General features: G+C 67.4%; 12 protein-coding genes. 2 read left to right on the top strand and 10 right to left on the bottom strand.

The genetic code is table 11. The features are described from left to right. Positions 1 to 22: 22 nt before the first annotated feature. From OOT46_RS26675 to OOT46_RS26635, 9 genes are all read right to left on the bottom strand, one after another. Complete coding sequence (locus tag OOT46_RS26675; protein ID WP_416136260.1) at positions 23 to 838, bottom strand: phosphoadenylyl-sulfate reductase; 816 nt, start codon at positions 836 to 838, stop codon at positions 23 to 25. Beyond that, positions 835 to 1,329, bottom strand: coding sequence for a DUF934 domain-containing protein (locus OOT46_RS26670; RefSeq protein WP_265406667.1), 495 nt, complete (start codon positions 1,327 to 1,329; stop codon positions 835 to 837). The genes OOT46_RS26675 and OOT46_RS26670 overlap by 4 nt, the downstream gene beginning before the upstream one ends. Next, positions 1,326 to 3,053 (bottom strand): nitrite/sulfite reductase, encoded by a 1,728-nt coding sequence (locus OOT46_RS26665; protein WP_265406666.1) that lies wholly within the window; start codon positions 3,051 to 3,053, stop codon positions 1,326 to 1,328. The genes OOT46_RS26670 and OOT46_RS26665 overlap by 4 nt, the downstream gene beginning before the upstream one ends. Before the next feature lie 10 nt (positions 3,054 to 3,063). Further along, positions 3,064 to 3,837, bottom strand: coding sequence for a sulfite exporter TauE/SafE family protein (locus OOT46_RS26660; RefSeq protein WP_265406665.1), 774 nt, complete (start codon positions 3,835 to 3,837; stop codon positions 3,064 to 3,066). Between the two features lie 711 nt (positions 3,838 to 4,548). Further along, on the bottom strand, positions 4,549 to 5,820 hold the full coding sequence (locus OOT46_RS26655) for an NAD(P)/FAD-dependent oxidoreductase (protein WP_265406664.1): 1,272 nt from the start codon (positions 5,818 to 5,820) through the stop codon (positions 4,549 to 4,551). Positions 5,821 to 5,861: 41 nt separating this feature from the next. Beyond that, positions 5,862 to 7,313, bottom strand: a complete 1,452-nt coding sequence (locus OOT46_RS26650; protein ID WP_265406663.1) for a TolC family outer membrane protein — start codon at positions 7,311 to 7,313, stop codon at positions 5,862 to 5,864. An 11-nt stretch (positions 7,314 to 7,324) separates the two neighbouring features. Continuing rightward, the gene (locus OOT46_RS26645; RefSeq protein ID WP_265406662.1) at positions 7,325 to 7,534 is read right to left on the bottom strand and encodes a DUF2892 domain-containing protein; all 210 of its coding nucleotides are present in this window, start codon (positions 7,532 to 7,534) and stop codon (positions 7,325 to 7,327) included. 2 nt (positions 7,535 to 7,536) lie between these two features. Further along, positions 7,537 to 10,752, bottom strand: a complete 3,216-nt coding sequence (locus tag OOT46_RS26640) for an efflux RND transporter permease subunit (protein WP_265406661.1) — start codon at positions 10,750 to 10,752, stop codon at positions 7,537 to 7,539. Further along, on the bottom strand, positions 10,749 to 11,792 hold the full coding sequence (locus OOT46_RS26635) for an efflux RND transporter periplasmic adaptor subunit (protein ID WP_265406660.1): 1,044 nt from the start codon (positions 11,790 to 11,792) through the stop codon (positions 10,749 to 10,751). The genes OOT46_RS26640 and OOT46_RS26635 overlap by 4 nt, the downstream gene beginning before the upstream one ends. Before the next feature lie 183 nt (positions 11,793 to 11,975). Here OOT46_RS26635 and OOT46_RS26630 point away from each other — a divergent pair, with 183 nt between their 5' ends. Beyond that, positions 11,976 to 12,359 carry an ArsR/SmtB family transcription factor gene (locus tag OOT46_RS26630; RefSeq protein WP_265406669.1) on the top strand — a complete coding sequence of 128 codons (384 nt, stop codon included), beginning with the start codon at positions 11,976 to 11,978 and terminating at the stop codon, positions 12,357 to 12,359. Positions 12,360 to 12,388: 29 nt separating this feature from the next. Beyond that, positions 12,389 to 12,784 carry a DUF302 domain-containing protein gene (locus OOT46_RS26625; RefSeq protein WP_265406659.1) on the top strand — a complete coding sequence of 132 codons (396 nt, stop codon included), beginning with the start codon at positions 12,389 to 12,391 and terminating at the stop codon, positions 12,782 to 12,784. A gap of 112 nt (positions 12,785 to 12,896) precedes the next feature. Here the strand turns inward: OOT46_RS26625 and OOT46_RS26620 are convergent, their stop codons facing one another. Continuing rightward, complete coding sequence (locus OOT46_RS26620; RefSeq protein WP_265406658.1) at positions 12,897 to 15,368, bottom strand: GH39 family glycosyl hydrolase; 2,472 nt, start codon at positions 15,366 to 15,368, stop codon at positions 12,897 to 12,899. Between the last annotated feature and the right edge of the window lie 350 nt (positions 15,369 to 15,718).

The raw sequence follows: 15,718 nt of genomic DNA, 5'->3' as shown, positions 1-15,718 counted from the left end.
TCGGCGACGCTGGCAGGGGCGTTCATGGTCGGGCTCCGAGGGGGGATACGCTGAGAGGCGCGACGTGCAGACCGCATTCCTTGACGGTCTCCTGCTCCCACCACCAGCGGCCGGCGCGGAAGTCCTCGCCGAGCGCGATCGCGCGGGTGCAGGGGGCGCAGCCGATGCTCGGGTAGAACTGGTCGTGCAGCGGGTTGTAGGGAACCTGGTGGGTCCCGATGTAGTGCCACACGTCACCCCAGCTCCAGTCGGCCAGAGGGCTGAGCTTGAGGCGGTCGTGCTCGTCGCGTTCCTGAAACGCCACCTCGCTGCGCTGCATCGACTGTTCGCGGCGCAGTCCGGTGATCCAGCCGTCGCGCCCCTGCAGCATGCGCCCGAGCGGTTCGAGCTTGCGCAGGCCGCAGCATTGCTTGCGCAACTCGATGCTGCGGTACATCGCCAGCTCGCCGTGCCGGGTGACGAAGTCGGCCACGGCGGGCGCCTCGGGCCGATGGACCTCGATCTCCAGCCCATAGGCTTCGCGAACGCGATCGACCAGCGCGAGCGTCTCGGCGTGCAAGGCGCCGGTGTCCAGCGTGCCGACGGCGATCGGCAAGCGGTGCCGGGCGATGAGGTCGGTGAGCACCATGTCCTCGGCACCCAGGCTGCTCGACTGGATCAGTCGGCCGGGGTGCGCCTCGGCGGCAGTGCGCAGCAGCGCCAGTGCATGCGCCAGCCGCATCTCGAAGCCGGGGCTCGGGCGGCCATACCATTCGACAGCGCTGGTGGGAGCAGCCTGGGCGCTGCGCGGCGTCGCTCCGGGAGGGACGTCGCCCTTCGGGTCGCCGGGCGAGTTCATGGGGTCTCCTTGACAGTGGGCGCGGCACGCCGGAACAGCGGGGGCCGCGCCTGGCTGTCGCCCTGGTAGTACGCGCTGAAGAAACCCAGTGCCCGGTGTGCGGCGTCGACACACTGGTCGGCACGCAGCACCGCGCTATCGAAGCCGGTGCGCTCCAGCAGGGGCAGCATGTCGACGACCACGTCGCCGGTGGCCCGGATCTCTCCCCGGAAGCGGTAGCGCGAGCGCAGCTGGTGGGCCTGGCTGTAGCCGCGCCCGTCGGTCCACTTGGGGAAGGCGATCGCGACCAGCGCCAGGTGACCCAGATCGCCCGCGAGCGCCTCGATGTCGACGTCGATCGGAAACACCACGCCGGTCGGCTGCTCGCGCCGCCACCCCTCGCGTGCTGCTTGCCACTGCGGCCAGTCCATCAGCACACAGCCGGCGCTGCTGCAAGGCGTATCGGAGGCGGCGGGACACCAGGGGTCGTCCGCCGTATGGATCAGTTTCATGGGTTGTCGCTCCTCGGCGATGAACTCGGCTGCGCTTCAGCCGCGCTGTGGCGCGCGGCGTTGGCGGCGGCCTTGAAAGGGTCCAGCCCGACGCGCTTGACGGTGTCGATGAAACGCTCGCCGCCGATGCGCTGCCCGCGGTAGGCCTGCACCAGGGCCTCGACCACGTCAGGGACCTCCTCGGCGCCAAAGGAGGGGCCGAGCACGCGGCCGGGCACGGCGGGGCCGCTGAGGGCCGTGCCGTCGGAGCCGCCCAGGGTGACCTGGTACCACTCGGCACCGTCCTTGTCGACGCCGAGCACGCCGATGTGACCGCTGTGGTGGTGCCCGCAGGAGTTGATGCAGCCGCTGACGTGCAGGTCCAGCTCGCCGATGTCGTCCAGTTCGTCCGGGTCCTGGAAGCGCATCGCGACCGCCTCCGCGATCGGAATCGAGCGCGCGTTCGCGAGCTTGCAGAAGTCGCCCCCGGGGCAGGCGATCAGGTCGGTGAGCAGGCCGATGTTGGGCGTCGCGAAGCCCTCGGCGGCGGCGGCTTTCCACAGTGGGCCGAGCAGGCGCTCGGGCACCCAGGGCAGCAGCAGGTTCTGATCGTGGGTGGCACGTATCTCGCCGACGCTGAAGCTGTCGGCCAGCTCGGCGGCCGCATCGAGCTGCCGGTCGGTCACGTCGCCGGGCGCCAGGCCCGGGCGTTTGAGTGACAGCGTGACGGCGCGGTAGCCGTCCAGCTTGTGGGCGTGCACATTGCGCGTCAGCCAACGTTGGAAGGCGGCCGAGGCGACCTCACTCTCGGTGTCGAGGTTCGCTGCCGGCAGGGACGGCAGGTCCGGCGCGACGAAGTGTTTCGCCACCCGATCGAGTTCGGCGGCAGGAATCAGATGGGCCGCACCGCCGCAGTCGTGCTGCAGGATGTTCGCGAACTCCTCCTCCACATCCTGCATGAACTGCGCACCCAGCGCCTTCACGAGGATCTTGATGCGGGCCTTGTGGATGTTGTCGCGTCGGCCATGGCGGTTGTAGACCCGCACGATGGCTTCGAGGAAAACAAGGATCTGCTGCCAGGGCAGGAAGTCGCGGATCACCGTGCCGATGACCGGGGTGCGGCCCATGCCCCCGCCGACCAGGACCTTGAATCCGACCTCGCCCGCCTCGTTGCGGCGCAGTTGCAGGCCGACGTCGTGCCAGGCGATCGCGGCACGGTCTTCCGTCGCGCCGATCACGGAGATCTTGAACTTGCGCGGCAGGAAGGCGAACTCCGGGTGCAGGGTCGACCACTGCCTGAGGATCTCGCAATACGGACGGGGATCGACCGACTCGTCGGGCGCAATGCCGGCGAAGGCGTCGCTGGTGATGTTGCGGATGCAGTTGCCCGAGGTCTGGATGCCATGCATGTCGACCTCGGCCAGCTCGTCCATCACATCGGCCGCGCGATCCAGCGGGATCCAGTTGTACTGGATGTCCTGACGGGTCGTGAAATGGGCCGTGCCGCGGTCGTAGACCCGGGCGATGTGCGCCAGCTTGCGCAACTGCCGGCTGTTCAACTCCCCGTAGGGCACCGCCACTCGCAGCATCGGCGCGTGGCGCTGCACGTACCAGCCGTTCTGGCGTCGCAAGGGCCGGAAGTCGTCGGCGCTCAGCTTCCCCGCGAGGTGGCGACCCAGCTGGTCGCGGAACTGCGCGGCGCGCTGCCTGACGAAGTGTCGATCGAACTCGGTGTACTGATACATGGTGGGGTCCTCAATGCAAAACTTTGACGCCGGCCGTCACGAGCGAGATGCACAGCAGCCCACGGACCAGACGGTCGGGCATCCTTTTGGTGAGCTCCGCGCCGATCCAGATGCCGGGGACCGAGCCGACCAGCAGCTCGGCCAGCAGCCGCCAGTCGACATGGCCGAGCGTCGCGTGGCCGATGCCGGCGACCAGCGTGAGAGGCACGGCGTGCGCAATGTCGCTGCCGACCAGGCGGCGGGCCTCCAGCCGTGGATAGAGCAACAGGATCAAGGTGGCGCCGACCGCTCCCGCGCCGATCGAGGTGAGCGAGACAAGCACGCCCAGCAGGGCGCCGGACAGCACGGTCAGCGGGGGCTTGCGGTGGGGCGGGATCCAGCGTTCGAGGCGCAGTCCGGCCGCGTGCCAGGTTTCCCTGAAGAAGACCGTCACGGCGGTCAGCAGCAGGGCGATGCCCAGCGAGAAGGTCAAGGTGCTGGCCCAGCCTTTGGTGAGCCCGGTCAGATGCATCAGCCCGACCATGGTGAGCGATGCGGGGATGCTGCCGAGCAGCAGGAGTCCGGTGATGCGGTAGTCGACATGGCCGGCACGGTGGTGTGCCACCGAGCCCCAGGACTTGGTCACTGCCGCGAACCACAGATCGGTGCCGATCGCGACCGCGGGGTTGAGCTTGAAGACCGACAGCAGCAGGGGAGTCATCAAGGAGCCGCCGCCTACACCGGTCAGCCCCACGATCATGCCGACGAAAAAACCGCCGATCAGGGCGGCGAGAACGAGCCTCATGCCGCCTCCAAAAAGGGAGTAGCGTGCACGTGAATCAGAAGATTCACTTGTGAACGATATATACGCACTAGAAACGGAAGCGTGTGCATGCGGAGGGATTGCTTTCGGTGCAGAAGCGTCATCCGTGGTGCACCGACTGGTTGTGCCAGCCTCATGTTCGTGCGCCTGGCATCGGTCGCCTGCAGAAGCAGTTAGGGGATGCGCCATCAATGCAAGCAGTGCAATGAAAGCGATCCATCTGATCTTCTTCAACATGAAGCCACCTCTTTAAGAGCTGCCAGATCGGCGCGCACTGCGGGAGATTGTTGGATGCATATTCGCTGGCGCACAACCTGGAAACATGACAGGTCTGCACTTGACATGCGAGTTCTCGAAGACAGTGCAGGGTTCGCGCACATATGCACTTTCGAACATGCGCATATACGCACATAGTCACAAGCGCATGTGCTTGCCGCCGCTGCTCGAATGAGTTGGCGAGCGAGCCACGCAGAGCGTTGTGCTCCCGCGCCGGGGAGCGTCGTCCACGTGGGATTCTTGTGGTGGCCATGATGGCCAACAGTCACTTCAGATACTGACTATTTGGTGCAGTAGTGAAGCTAATGCGCGTGCCGGTCTTGTGGCGGACGCGACCTTGCGGCGAACGCGCCGGTCAGCGCCAGGGGAGCGTGAGCCCACCCTGGGCGCAAGCAAGGGCATGGGGGGATGCCGTGCTCAGTGATCCAGCCGTTCGATCCCCAGCAGCTTGAGCATGCTGCGCTCGTAGAAGGGCTCGCTGCTGCCGATCTTCATCTTGTAGAGGAAGTATTTTTCAAAGGCGACCTTGGCCACATGGACCCACTTCCCCTTCTTGAACCAGTTGACGTTGCGCGGCGGGATCTGCGGCAGCGCGACAAAGGCCACCCCGGTGTCGCCCATGTCGGCGAGGCAGATCGCGTTCCAGCTGCCCTTGGCGGTCGCCGGCTGGCCCTGGAGGTCGGCCGCGATATTGCGGGCAGTCGCGGCCACCATGGTCTCGATCATGTAGCCAGTCTTCGGCGCCCCGGTCGGCACCGGCGTCGCTTCGATCGGCGGGATGGCAATGCAGACGCCGACGGCGAAGATGTTGTGGTACTTCTTGCTCCGCTGGTGCTCGTCGACCAGCACGAATCCCCTCGGATTGCACAGCCCCTCCACTTGAGCGATCGCGTCGACCCCCTTGAACGCCGGCAGCATCATGCTGAAGTCGAACGGCAGCTCGTGCTGTTGCCGCTCGACACCCCGCTCGTCGAGCTCGGTGACGAACATGCGCCCGGCCTCGACGCGGCTGACCCGTGCGTTGGTGATCCACTTGATGTGGCTGTTGCGCAACTCGCTCTCCAGCATCGACTTGGAGTCGCCCACGCCGCCGAGGCCGAGGTGGCCGATGTAGGGTTCGCTGGTGACAAAGGTGATCGGTACCTTGTTGCGCAGCCGCCGGCGCTGCAGGTCCTTGCTCAGGATGAAGGCGAACTCATAGGCGGGCCCGTAGCACGAGGCGCCGGCCATCGCGCCGAGCACCACGGGGCCGGGCTGCTCGAGGAAGCGCTGGTACGCGGCAAAGGTTTTCTCGGCATGGTCCACGGTGCATATGGAGTGCGTGTGCCCGCCGGGGCCCGCGCCTGGCACCTCGTCGAACGCCAGCTTCGGTCCGGTGGCGATCACCAGATAGTCGTAGTCGAGGCCGCTGCCATCCTCCAGTTCGAGCTGGTTGCCGGCCGCGTCGACACGCCGCACGGCCTGCGCGACAAACTCGATGCCTTTTCTTTCGAGGTGGGGCCGGATGGGAAAGGTGATCGCTGCGCGCTCGCGCCAGCCCACGGCCACCCACGGGTTGGACGGCACGAACTGGAAGTAGTCGACGGCATTGACCACCGTGATGCGGTGGGAGCGGTCGAGCAGCGCTCGCAGTTCGTAGGCAGCGGGCATTCCGCCGGTGCCGGCGCCGAGGATGACGATATGGGCCATGACTTCTCCTTTCGTAAAGCTTCTCGCGCGTGAACGGCAGCTCAGGGGCGGGCCGGCGTCTCGGGAGCAGGATCGGGGGGGCGCAGTGTCGCGTTGATGGCCCGCAGTTGCTCCTCGCCGAGTTGGCCGGTGAGGCTGGCCAGCCTGAGTCGATTCAGCAGCAGGGCGACCCGACCCTCGGCCAGCATCAAGGCGGCCGACGCCGCGTCGTTCTCGGCGTTCAGCAACTCCAGCGTCGTCCGGTCCCCGACCTGATGCCCGAGCCGGGTCGCTTCCAGGCGTGCCTGGCTGGCCGTCAAGGCCTCGTCGAGCGCGGCCAGGCGGCCTGCGCCTGTCGTCAGGCCCAGCCAGGCTGTACGTATCTGCAGCGCGACCTGCTGGCGGGTGCGCGCCGCCTGCGTGGCAGCTTTCTCGGACAGATGCAGCGCTTCCTGCTCGCGCGCGCCGCGCACGCCGCCGGTCCAGAGGGGCACGTTCAGCTGCAGCCCGATGGACCGGCTCCTGGACAGGTTCCTGCTGGCGCCGAAATCGCCGTCGCCAGACAGCCGCTCGTCGCCCAGGCGAGCGACCAGGTCCAGCGTCGGCGCGGCGCGGGCGCTGAACTTCGCGGCCTCTTCGCGTGCGCTGGCAGCGGCTGTCGCCTGCAGGGCCAGCGCCGGGTTGCCGGCCTCGCCCGCCGCCAGACACTGATCGAGCCCGGCCAGCGGCTCGGACGGCAGTGCCTCGAAGGGCAGTGCCAGCGGGCCGACCTCAGCGTGCCAGCCGGTCATGTCCGCCAGCGCGCTCTGCTTGAGCTGCAGTTCGGTCGTTCCGGCGAGGACCTGCGCCTTGATGGCTTCGGCGCGTGCTGTGGTCTCATGCACGTCGGTGATCGGCAGGCTGCCTTGCTCGAATCGCTCGCGGGCTTCGGCCGCCGCCTTCGCCACCGCGCTCTGCTGCGCGTGCAGCAGACGCAGCGACTCGGCGGCCAGGGCGACGTCGAAGTAGCGTTCGGCCACCCTCAGGATCAAGTCCTGTTGCGCCGTCTGCCATTCGTGGTCGGCCGCCTGCGCGGCCAGTTCGAGTTGACGGCTCTGCGCATCGCGTTCGCGATTGATCAGCGCCTGCCGCGCGGTCAGTGCCCAGCCCGTCGAGCGGCCGCCATGCACCGAGGTGGTGAAGTCGACCTCGTCGGAGCGGCCGAAGCCGGGAGCTTGGAAGCGCGCCCCGTGGGTCTCGGTGTCCTGTGTCATGTAACCTGCCGCGGCGCTGAGGTGCAGGCTGGGGCGCCACAGTCCGCTGGCCTGATCGCGTCGCGTCTGGCCGGCCCGGTGGGCTTCACGCGCGGCGACGACGTCGAGGTCGTGCTGCTGCGCTGCGCGCCAGGCGTCGATCAGATCGGCAGCCTGGGCTGGCAGCGCGGCGGCCAGCAGCCACGCCCACCCCCAGCGCAGTGCACGTCGTTTCGTGTCCCTGCGCTGGCCAACGCTCGTCGTCGGCGGTCGAAGCAGCACCTCGGTGCCCCTCAGCAGCCGCTGGTCAGACCGAAGCGACGCAGCAGCCGCTCCATCAGACACCAGCGGGTCAGACCGCTTTGCAGCAGGTTGACACCGACAAAGGCCGTGAAGGCAAGCCACCAGGGGCTGACGAACAGGGGACTGCCTGGAACGCCGAGCAACAGCGACAGCAGGATGAAGGAACCGGCGATGATGCGCACGACTTGCCAGGTGGTCATGGTCACTCTCCCGTGGTGGCTGCCGGCGCACGCCGGCGGTAGGCGACGAAGTACAGCAGCGGGATGACCACCAGTGTCAACAAGGTCGACACCAGGATCCCGAAGATGAGCGAGATCGCGAGTCCGTTGAAGATGGGATCGTCGAGGATGAACACGGCGCCCAGCATCGCAGCCACTGCGGTCAGCAGGATGGGCTGGGCTCTGATGGCTGCCGAGCGGACCACCGCTGTCTCGATCGGCAGGCCCTCGCGCAGCTGCAGCTGGATGAAGTCGACCAGCAGGATGGAGTTGCGCACGATGATGCCCGCCAGCGCGATCATGCCGATCATGCTGGTCGCGGTGAACTGCGCGCCGAGCAGCGCGTGGCCAGGCATGACGCCGGCGATCGTCAGGGGAATCGGCGCCATGATGATCAACGGGGTCAGGTAGGAGCCGAAGTGCGCGACCACGAGCAGGTAGATCAGCAGCAGGCCAACCGCGTAAGCGGCGCCCATGTCTCGGAAGGTTTCGTAGGTGATTTGCCATTCGCCGTCCCATTTGATGGCATAGCCGCGGTAGGGATCGTCGGGGGGGCCGACGAAGTGTTCTGCGAGCCGTCCGCCGTCCGGCAGCGCGATCGCCGCGAGTGCACTCCGCACGGCGAACATGCCGTACAGCGGGCTGTCGACGCGGCCGGCCATGTCGCCGACGACGTAGTGCACCGGCAGCAGATTCTTGTGGTAGATCGGCTGTTCGCGCCTGCGGTCGTGTGGCACGACCAACTCGCGCAGCGGCACCAGCTGCCCGCCGCTGCCGCGCACACCCAGCTGCAGCAGCGCGTCGAGGTCGCCGTGCTGATCGGCGGGCAGCTGCAGCCAGGCCGCGGTCGGGTACTTGCTCTGGTCGTGCAGGTAGGTCGCCGTGTCGCCGGCTATCCCGGCGCGCAGGGTGGCCACCACGGCCTGCTGGGGGATGCCGAGCATTGCGGCCTTGCGCCGGTCGATCTGCAGGACGGTCTTGGGCGCGCTCGCGATGCCGCTGTCGTCGACGTCCACGACACCTTCGGTGTGCTCCAGCGCGCCGCGCACCGCCTTCGCGACCTGCAGCCGCCCGACGGGGTCCGGTCCGTAGATTTCGGCGACGATGGGCGACAGCACCGGCGGGCCGGGCGGCACCTCGACCACCTTGACGTTCGCACCAAAGCGCCGCCCGATCTGTTGCAGCGGCGGGCGCAGCCGTGTCGCTATCGCGTGGCTCTGCTCGCGGCGCTGGTGTTTGGGCGTGAGGTTGACCTGCAGGTCGCCCACCTCACCGCCGGCGCGCAGGTCATATTGCCGGACCAGCCCGTTGAAATTGATCGGCGCGGAGACGCCGGCGTAGGCCTGGTAGTCGGTGACCTCCGGCCGTCCGGCCAGGTAGGCGCCCAGTTCGCGCAGCACTGCAGCGGTGCGCTCGACCGGCGTTCCAGCCGGCATGTCGACGACCACCTGAAGTTCCGCCTTGTTGTCGAACGGCAGCATCTTCAACTGTACCCAGCCCAGCACCGGCAGCGCGAGCGACAGCGCGAGCACGGCGACGATGGCGAGGGCGAGCAGGGCACGCGCACGCCGGCCGTGCCGCGCATCGAGCAGCGGCGCGAACAGGCGCGCGAAGATCCGGTCGGCCCTGCGCGTCGTGCCCTGCGGCGCGGCGGCAGGCGCAGCGTCCGCCGTGCCAGGGCGCAGCCATCGGCGCGCCAACCACGGTGTCACGACAAAGGCCACGGCGAGCGACAGCAGCATGCCCATGCTCGCGTTGATGGGGATGGGCGCCATGTAGGGACCCATCAGGCCGCTGACAAAGGCCATCGGAAGCAGGGCGGCGATCACGGTCAAGGTCGCCAGAATGGTCGGCCCGCCCACTTCGTCGACCGCCGCGGGAATCAGTTCGGCCAGCGGCCGGCCGGGGTGCAGATGGCGATGGCGGTGGATGTTCTCGACGACGACGATCGCATCGTCGACCAGGATGCCGATCGAGAAGATCAGCGCGAACAGCGAGACCCGGTTCAGCGTGAAGCCCCAGGCCCAGGACGCAAACAACGTGACCGTCAGCGTCAGGACCACGGCGACGCCGACGATGGCCGCTTCGCGACGCCCGAGCGCGAGAAACACCAGCGCGACCACCGAGGCCGTGGCCAGCAGTAGCTTTTGGATCAACTGCCGCGCCTTGTCGTTGGCGGTGACCCCGTAGTTGCGGGTCGGCACGACCTGCACCGCGTCCGGAATCACCGTGTTGCGCAAGGCCTCGACGCGCTGGATCACCGCATCCGCGACGTCGATGGCGTTTTCACCCGGTTTTTTCGTGACCGCCAGCGTCACCGCCGGGTACTCGCCGCGCTCGGGACCGGTCACGCCGTGCCAGACATAACGGTCCGGAACCTTGGCGTCGAGGCGGACGTCGGCGACATCGCGCAGGAACACCGGCTTGCCGTCGCGCACGGCGACGACCAGCTCCGCCACCTCGGCCGCGTTCCGCAGGTGCTCGCCGGCCTCGAGCGCGACCGCCCGGTCACCGATCAGCAGGTCGCCGATCGGCAGGCCCTGGTTGGCGGACTGCAGCGCTTGCCGCAGGTCGCTGACGGCCACGCCGGCGCCCGCCATCCGGGCGGGATCGAGGTCGATCTGGACCACCCGCCCGGTCCCGCCGATGCTCCAGACATCGCGGGTGCCGGCGACACGCTTGAGCTCGGCCTCGATGCTGTGCGCGACGCGCTCGAGCTCGTAGCCGCCTGCCGACGCGCTGTAGAGGGTCAGCGTGACGATGGGCACGTCGTCGATGCCCTTGGGTTTGACCACGGGCGCGAGGACCCCCAGGTCGCGCGGCAGCCAGTCGGCGTGGGAATGAACCGTGTCGTAAAGACGCACCAGCGCTTCGCTGCGCCCGACGCCGACCTGGAACTGCACCGTCACCACCGCGAGCCCGGGACGCGACACCGACATCACGTGTTCGATCCCGGGCATCCTGGACAGCACCTGCTCGGCCGGCGTGGCGACCATGGCCTCGACGTCGCGTACCGAGGCCCCGGGGAAGGGAATCAGCACGTTGGCCATCGTCACGTCGATCTGCGGCTCTTCCTCGCGCGGCGTGACCAGCACGGCAAACACGCCCAGCAACAGGGCCAGCAGGGCCAGCAGCGGGGTGATCCGGTGCAGCTGGAAGTAGGCGGCGATACGGCCGGAAACGCCCAGGTGCGATCTCATCGGACGTCGTGGCCGGCGCGTGCAGCGGCCTGCGGATCGAGCACCACACGTTCCCCGAACGCGACACCGGCCAGCACCTCGACCGTCTCTCCGGCCGGGCGCCCCAGGCGCACCTGCCGCAGGATCGGTCGCCCGCTCGTGGCCAGCACATAAACGCCCGTCAGCTCGCCCCGTTGGACGACTGCCTTGGCGGGGACATGGACGCGTCGTGTGCCGAGCGACCGGGTGGGGATCCAAGCGCGCGCGAACAGGCCCGGCTTGAGCCCGGTCAGCCCCGCCGGCAATTCGAGCCGGACCTGCACGGTATGGGTGGCCGGATCGGCCGTCGGCAAGATCGTGACCTGCTCCCGTGCCACCCGTATCCGTCCGTCGGCGCGTCCCGGCAGTTCAAGCTCGATGCCGGCGTCCGTGGCGAGGTCCGGCAGCAGGCTCTGAGGCACGGCCACTGTCACGCGCAAGGCGCGCGGATCGTACAGCGTCAGCAGCGGGCGGCCGGGGAGGGCCATGTCGCCCTGTGCAACCGGCACCTCGGCGACCGCGCCGGCGTAGGGGGCTTTGACCGCGAAGTACTCGGTCTGGATGCGGGCGGCACCGGCCTGGGCCAGTTGCGCCGCAACCTGTGCCTGGGTCGCCTTGAACTGCGCTTCGGCGCGCTCGAACGCGGTGCGGCTGATGTACTGCCGGTGGAACAGCTGGGTCTGGCGCTCGAACTCCCGCGTCGCCACCTCGAGGGAGGCGCGTGCCGCCTGCACCTGCGCCTCGCTCGCGGCGACGTCCTGGCGGGCCGTGCGGGCATCGATGCGCAGCAGCACCTGGCCCTGCCTGACACGGTCTCCCGCCCGGACATCGAGGGCGACCACCGATCCGGCCACCTGCGACGCAACGACCGTCTGCCGCACCGCCTCGATCACGCCATCGAAGCTGGCCCTCCGGGCAGCGGCACCCTGCGCCGCCGCGGTGGTCGGCAACGAGGGTTGGGCCGCCGCGGCCGTGCACAGAACGGCCAGCACGACGGCGCCGCATGAACTCGATATCGGCATCGCCCTTCTCCCCAGCTTGCGTCGACCGACATCTCGAAACAGCCAGAAGGCTTCCGTCGGTGCAACGTTTGCTCTAGTATTTAACTGATCACGCAATCAGTCAACTGCGCAAGTTGAGGAAAAAGCAAGCAACCTGTCCACTGAGGCATCATGACGGTCTTGTCATCGTCTGCGAACTTGAAGATGGAAGATCTGCCTGACGAAGCGCTGGAGCAGGTTGCGGCGTACTTTCAGATGTTGTCGGAGCCCACGCGGCTGCGCATTCTCAACCTGTTGCGCAGCGGCGAACGCAGCGTGGGTGAGCTGGCCCAGATATGCGGATACAGCGCGGCCAACATCTCCCGGCACTTGTCCATGCTGACCAAGCAAGGTTTTCTCGTGCGAGAGAACCGCGGCACCAGCGTGTACTACCGCATCGCCGATGCGTCGGTGTACGCGCTGTGCGACCTGGTCTGCGGCAACATCGCCCGTCGCCTCGAAGTTGCCGCGCGAACCCGGGACTTGTTTTTCGAATCGGCGCAACGCCGGCGTACCCCCACCGCCCCGAAGCGACGGACGAAGGGGTGAATCCAGGTGAAGACGAAAGGAGAGCAGCAATGACCTATGGTTTCAGTGCCCGCATGGACAACAAGCCGTTCGACGAGGTGGTCACGCAGGTGACCGCCGCGCTGCGGGAAGAGGGTTTCGGTGTCCTGAGCGATCTCGATATCCAGGCCGCGATGCGAGAAAAGCTCGGCGCCACCATGCCGCGCTACCGCATTCTGGGCGCCTGCAACCCCCCGCTGGCGCACAGCGCGCTGCAGGCCGAGCCGGACATCGGCCTGCTGCTGCCGTGCAATGTGGTAGTGCGGGAGGACGCCGAGGGCCAGGTGACGGTCTCTTTCATCGATCCGGACCGGATGGTCGAGCTGGTGCACAAGCCCGAGATCGACGACGTGGCCCGCGAGGCGAAAGAGCGGCTGCAGCGGGTTCGCGACCGACTGCTTCAGTGAGGCGGGTCGAGTCCCGACGGACGGTCAAAAGCCCGAAGGGCCTGCACGACATCCATCGTGCAGGCCCTTCAGCGCTTGCGCTGAGGCTGCCGGGTGGCAGCCAGCGGGTGGTTTACTGCTTCAGCATCACCGGCTCCTGACCCAGGGTGACCATGCCGCCGGAGATGCCCGACTCCTGACCCGCCAGGGTGCGGACCTTCGAGACGCCCCATTCGCTGGGCACCACCACCTTCGTGTTCTGCGAGATGGACCAGGCGATCACGTAGTTCTCGCTGCCGCGGTTGACCCGGAACACATACACCTTGTTGTTGATCTGGAAGGAGTCGACCAGGCGAGCCCCCTTGATCCACTTGATCGCCTCGGCGTAGGCCAGGCCCGCGGTGGTCGGCGTCTTCCAGTCGGCTTCCACCATGCGCGAGCCGGTCGCTTCGGTCTGGCGCTCCCAGAAGTAGTAGTTGAAGTTGCTGATGCCCTTGCCCCACATCATCATCAGGGCCCGTGCGTTCACGCCGCGCTTCTGCACATAGGACGAATCCCAGGTCGAGCAGTTGTGCTTGGTGCGATCGCAGATGTAGCTGCCTTCGGTGTTCCACAGCTGCTTGTCCTGCAGGCCGTGGTTGCGCATCACCTCGCGGGCATTCTGGATCTGCGAACCCAGCGCTTCCGGGTCGGAGTTGTAGTAGAAGTGCCAGCCCACGTAGTCGACATACTGACCCCCGCCCAGTTGGAAGAAGCGGTCCATGAAGCTGTAGCCCTGGTCCACCCCCACGCCCGGCGACACCAGCTTGGCCGTCGGGTCAGCCGCCTTGATCTCCTCGCTCGCGATGCGGGCCATCTCCACCATCTTCTCCATCGACCCCTGGTAGGTGCCCGAGAAGTCCGGCTCGTTCCACAGCTCGTAGAACTTGATCTTGCCCGCGTAGCGGCGTGCGATGGTGCGCACATAGTCGCGCCAGTCGTTCAGGTTGGCCGGGTGCATGTTGGCGCCAGGACCGTACATGCCGTTGGAAGACGGGTTGCTCGACGCCCACTGCGGGGTCTGGCCCATGGTGTACAGGATCTGCCCCCCGTTGCGGGTGATGTAGTTCACGTACATGTCCATGCGATAGCCGTTGCCGCTGGTCCAGTCCCACACGTTGTTGGCCTTCTCCAGGTCGCGCCAGTTGGTGCCGGTGTTCCACATGCGCACGATGCCCTGACCCAGGGTCGGCCAGTTGTGGTGCACACCCAGCTTGTTCACATGCACGCCAAACAGGGTGTCGGGCGCCGTGGCGGTGCTGTACGGGGCCATCTCGTTGTACTTGACCTCGGAGATGCTCAGGTTGTCGACCCAGATGTTGGCGCCGGGTGTCTTCGAGATGACCCGCACGGTGCCCAGCACGTCACCCAGGTAGGTGCCCTGGATCTCGATCTTCTGCCAGGTCGAGCCCACGGCGACGGTCTTGGCGCCGGCCGCGTCCCACGGGTGGGCGTCGCGGCGCACCATCAGCTCCACCGACGCGCTGCGGTCCGAGCGCACATAGACGCTGGTGCGGTAGGTGCGGCCCTTCTTGAAGGCGTAGGGGTAGACCAGCTGCGCATCGCCGCTGCCCTTGCTCAGCATGCGGAAGCGCTGCGACGACGCACCGGCGTAGACGAAACCCGCCCGGGTTTCACGCGAAGAGTCGTAGGTGGCGATCGGCAGACCCCAGTAGTTCACCTTCCAGCCCGGCGCGGTCAGCGCGTAGCTGCCTTCAAAATCCGAGGTCGCGACCGGGGTCACGGTGGTCGACGCCGCGCCCTTGGCCGGCAGCACGATGGCGGTGGCGTCGGAGGTGCCGCTCGACGGGATCGCGGTGACGGTCACGTCGTCGATGTAGACATTGGCGCCCAGCCTCTTGGAGATCACGCGCAAGGAGCCCGGCTCGTTCCAGCGGTAGGTGCCTTCGAACTCGACCTTGGTCCAACCGCTGGTCAGCGCCACCGTCTTGCTGCCGGCGACGTTGAACGGCGCGGCATCACGGCGCAGCATGAGCTCGACGCTGGCCGCGATGTCGGCGCGCAGGTAGGCGGTGACGTGGTAGGTCTGGCCGTAGCTGAACGGGTAGGGACGCACCAGCTGGGCGTCGGCGCTCGTGCCGGCGGCGCGCTGCGTCACCTTGAAACGCTGCGAGGACGCGCCCGAGCGGAAGAAGGTGGGACGGGTTTCACGGGCGGTCTCGTACTGCGTGCCACCCCAGGCGGAAACGGTCCAGCCCGGCGCGGTACGGCTGTAGCTGCCTTCAAAATCAGCCCTCACCACGTGCGCGGTGTCGGCAGCCGACACCGACATCGCCTCTTCCGGCGCGGCAGCGCTCGTCACCGACATCGCGCGTTCCGTCGCCAGCGCTTCCACTTGCAGCTGGGGCGGCACCGTGTCTTCGACCACGGGGGCATCGGTCTCAACGGCTTGCAGGTCGCCGGCGGCTTCCGCCGTCGACGCCACGCTGTCTTCCACCACGGTCGGCTCCGCCGACATCTCGTCATCCGAAACGGAACCGCCGCCGCAGGCAGCCAGCAGAACCACGCTCAAGGAAACAGCCCAACGATAGACGCTCGAGTTCATTCTCTGTCCTGGATATGTGCATGATCAAAACCAAATCAGGTCCTTGCCGCGCGGTGAGCGGGGTACAAGTGACGTGTTTGGACAGGAGAGCGGGCGCGCGAAGGAGGGTACCGACCTGAGTCGGTGTGACGTCCGAGCGGACGTGACCTCGTTCTTCCCGCTAGGTGTTGTCAGGCAGGGGAGCCTGAGCGTCTTTCACCGGTGCGATGCCCACCTAAACGGCGCTCAGGGGGCGGACTTGATAGTCAAGAATGCAACAAAGTTACGCTGAATGTGACAAAAAGATTCATGATGTGCCAGCGCCGGCGGCTGTCGAACACCGGTAGCGGCGCCAGCGCCGCCGGTCCGGG

It is taken from the genome of Aquabacterium sp. A7-Y (genome assembly GCF_026153205.1).
Taxonomy (GTDB): domain Bacteria; phylum Pseudomonadota; class Gammaproteobacteria; order Burkholderiales; family Burkholderiaceae_C; genus Caldimonas.
This window is presented reverse-complemented; position numbering and strand designations above follow the sequence as displayed.

Bases quoted from the DNA above. Each gene is read 5' to 3' on its own strand.
- OOT46_RS26635 (WP_265406660.1), bottom strand. From the start codon at position 11,792: ATGCCGATATCGAGTTCATGCGGCGCCGTCGTGCTGGCCGTTCTGTGC.
- OOT46_RS26630 (WP_265406669.1), top strand. From the start codon at position 11,976: ATGGAAGATCTGCCTGACGAAGCGCTGGAGCAGGTTGCGGCGTACTTT.
- OOT46_RS26640 (WP_265406661.1), bottom strand. From the start codon at position 10,752: ATGAGATCGCACCTGGGCGTTTCCGGCCGTATCGCCGCCTACTTCCAG.
- OOT46_RS26675 (WP_416136260.1), bottom strand. From the start codon at position 838: ATGAACTCGCCCGGCGACCCGAAGGGCGACGTCCCTCCCGGAGCGACG.
- OOT46_RS26645 (WP_265406662.1), bottom strand. From the start codon at position 7,534: ATGACCACCTGGCAAGTCGTGCGCATCATCGCCGGTTCCTTCATCCTG.
- OOT46_RS26625 (WP_265406659.1), top strand. From the start codon at position 12,389: ATGACCTATGGTTTCAGTGCCCGCATGGACAACAAGCCGTTCGACGAG.
- OOT46_RS26620 (WP_265406658.1), bottom strand. From the start codon at position 15,368: ATGAACTCGAGCGTCTATCGTTGGGCTGTTTCCTTGAGCGTGGTTCTG.
- OOT46_RS26665 (WP_265406666.1), bottom strand. From the start codon at position 3,053: ATGTATCAGTACACCGAGTTCGATCGACACTTCGTCAGGCAGCGCGCC.
- OOT46_RS26670 (WP_265406667.1), bottom strand. From the start codon at position 1,329: ATGAAACTGATCCATACGGCGGACGACCCCTGGTGTCCCGCCGCCTCC.
- OOT46_RS26655 (WP_265406664.1), bottom strand. From the start codon at position 5,820: ATGGCCCATATCGTCATCCTCGGCGCCGGCACCGGCGGAATGCCCGCT.
- OOT46_RS26660 (WP_265406665.1), bottom strand. From the start codon at position 3,837: ATGAGGCTCGTTCTCGCCGCCCTGATCGGCGGTTTTTTCGTCGGCATG.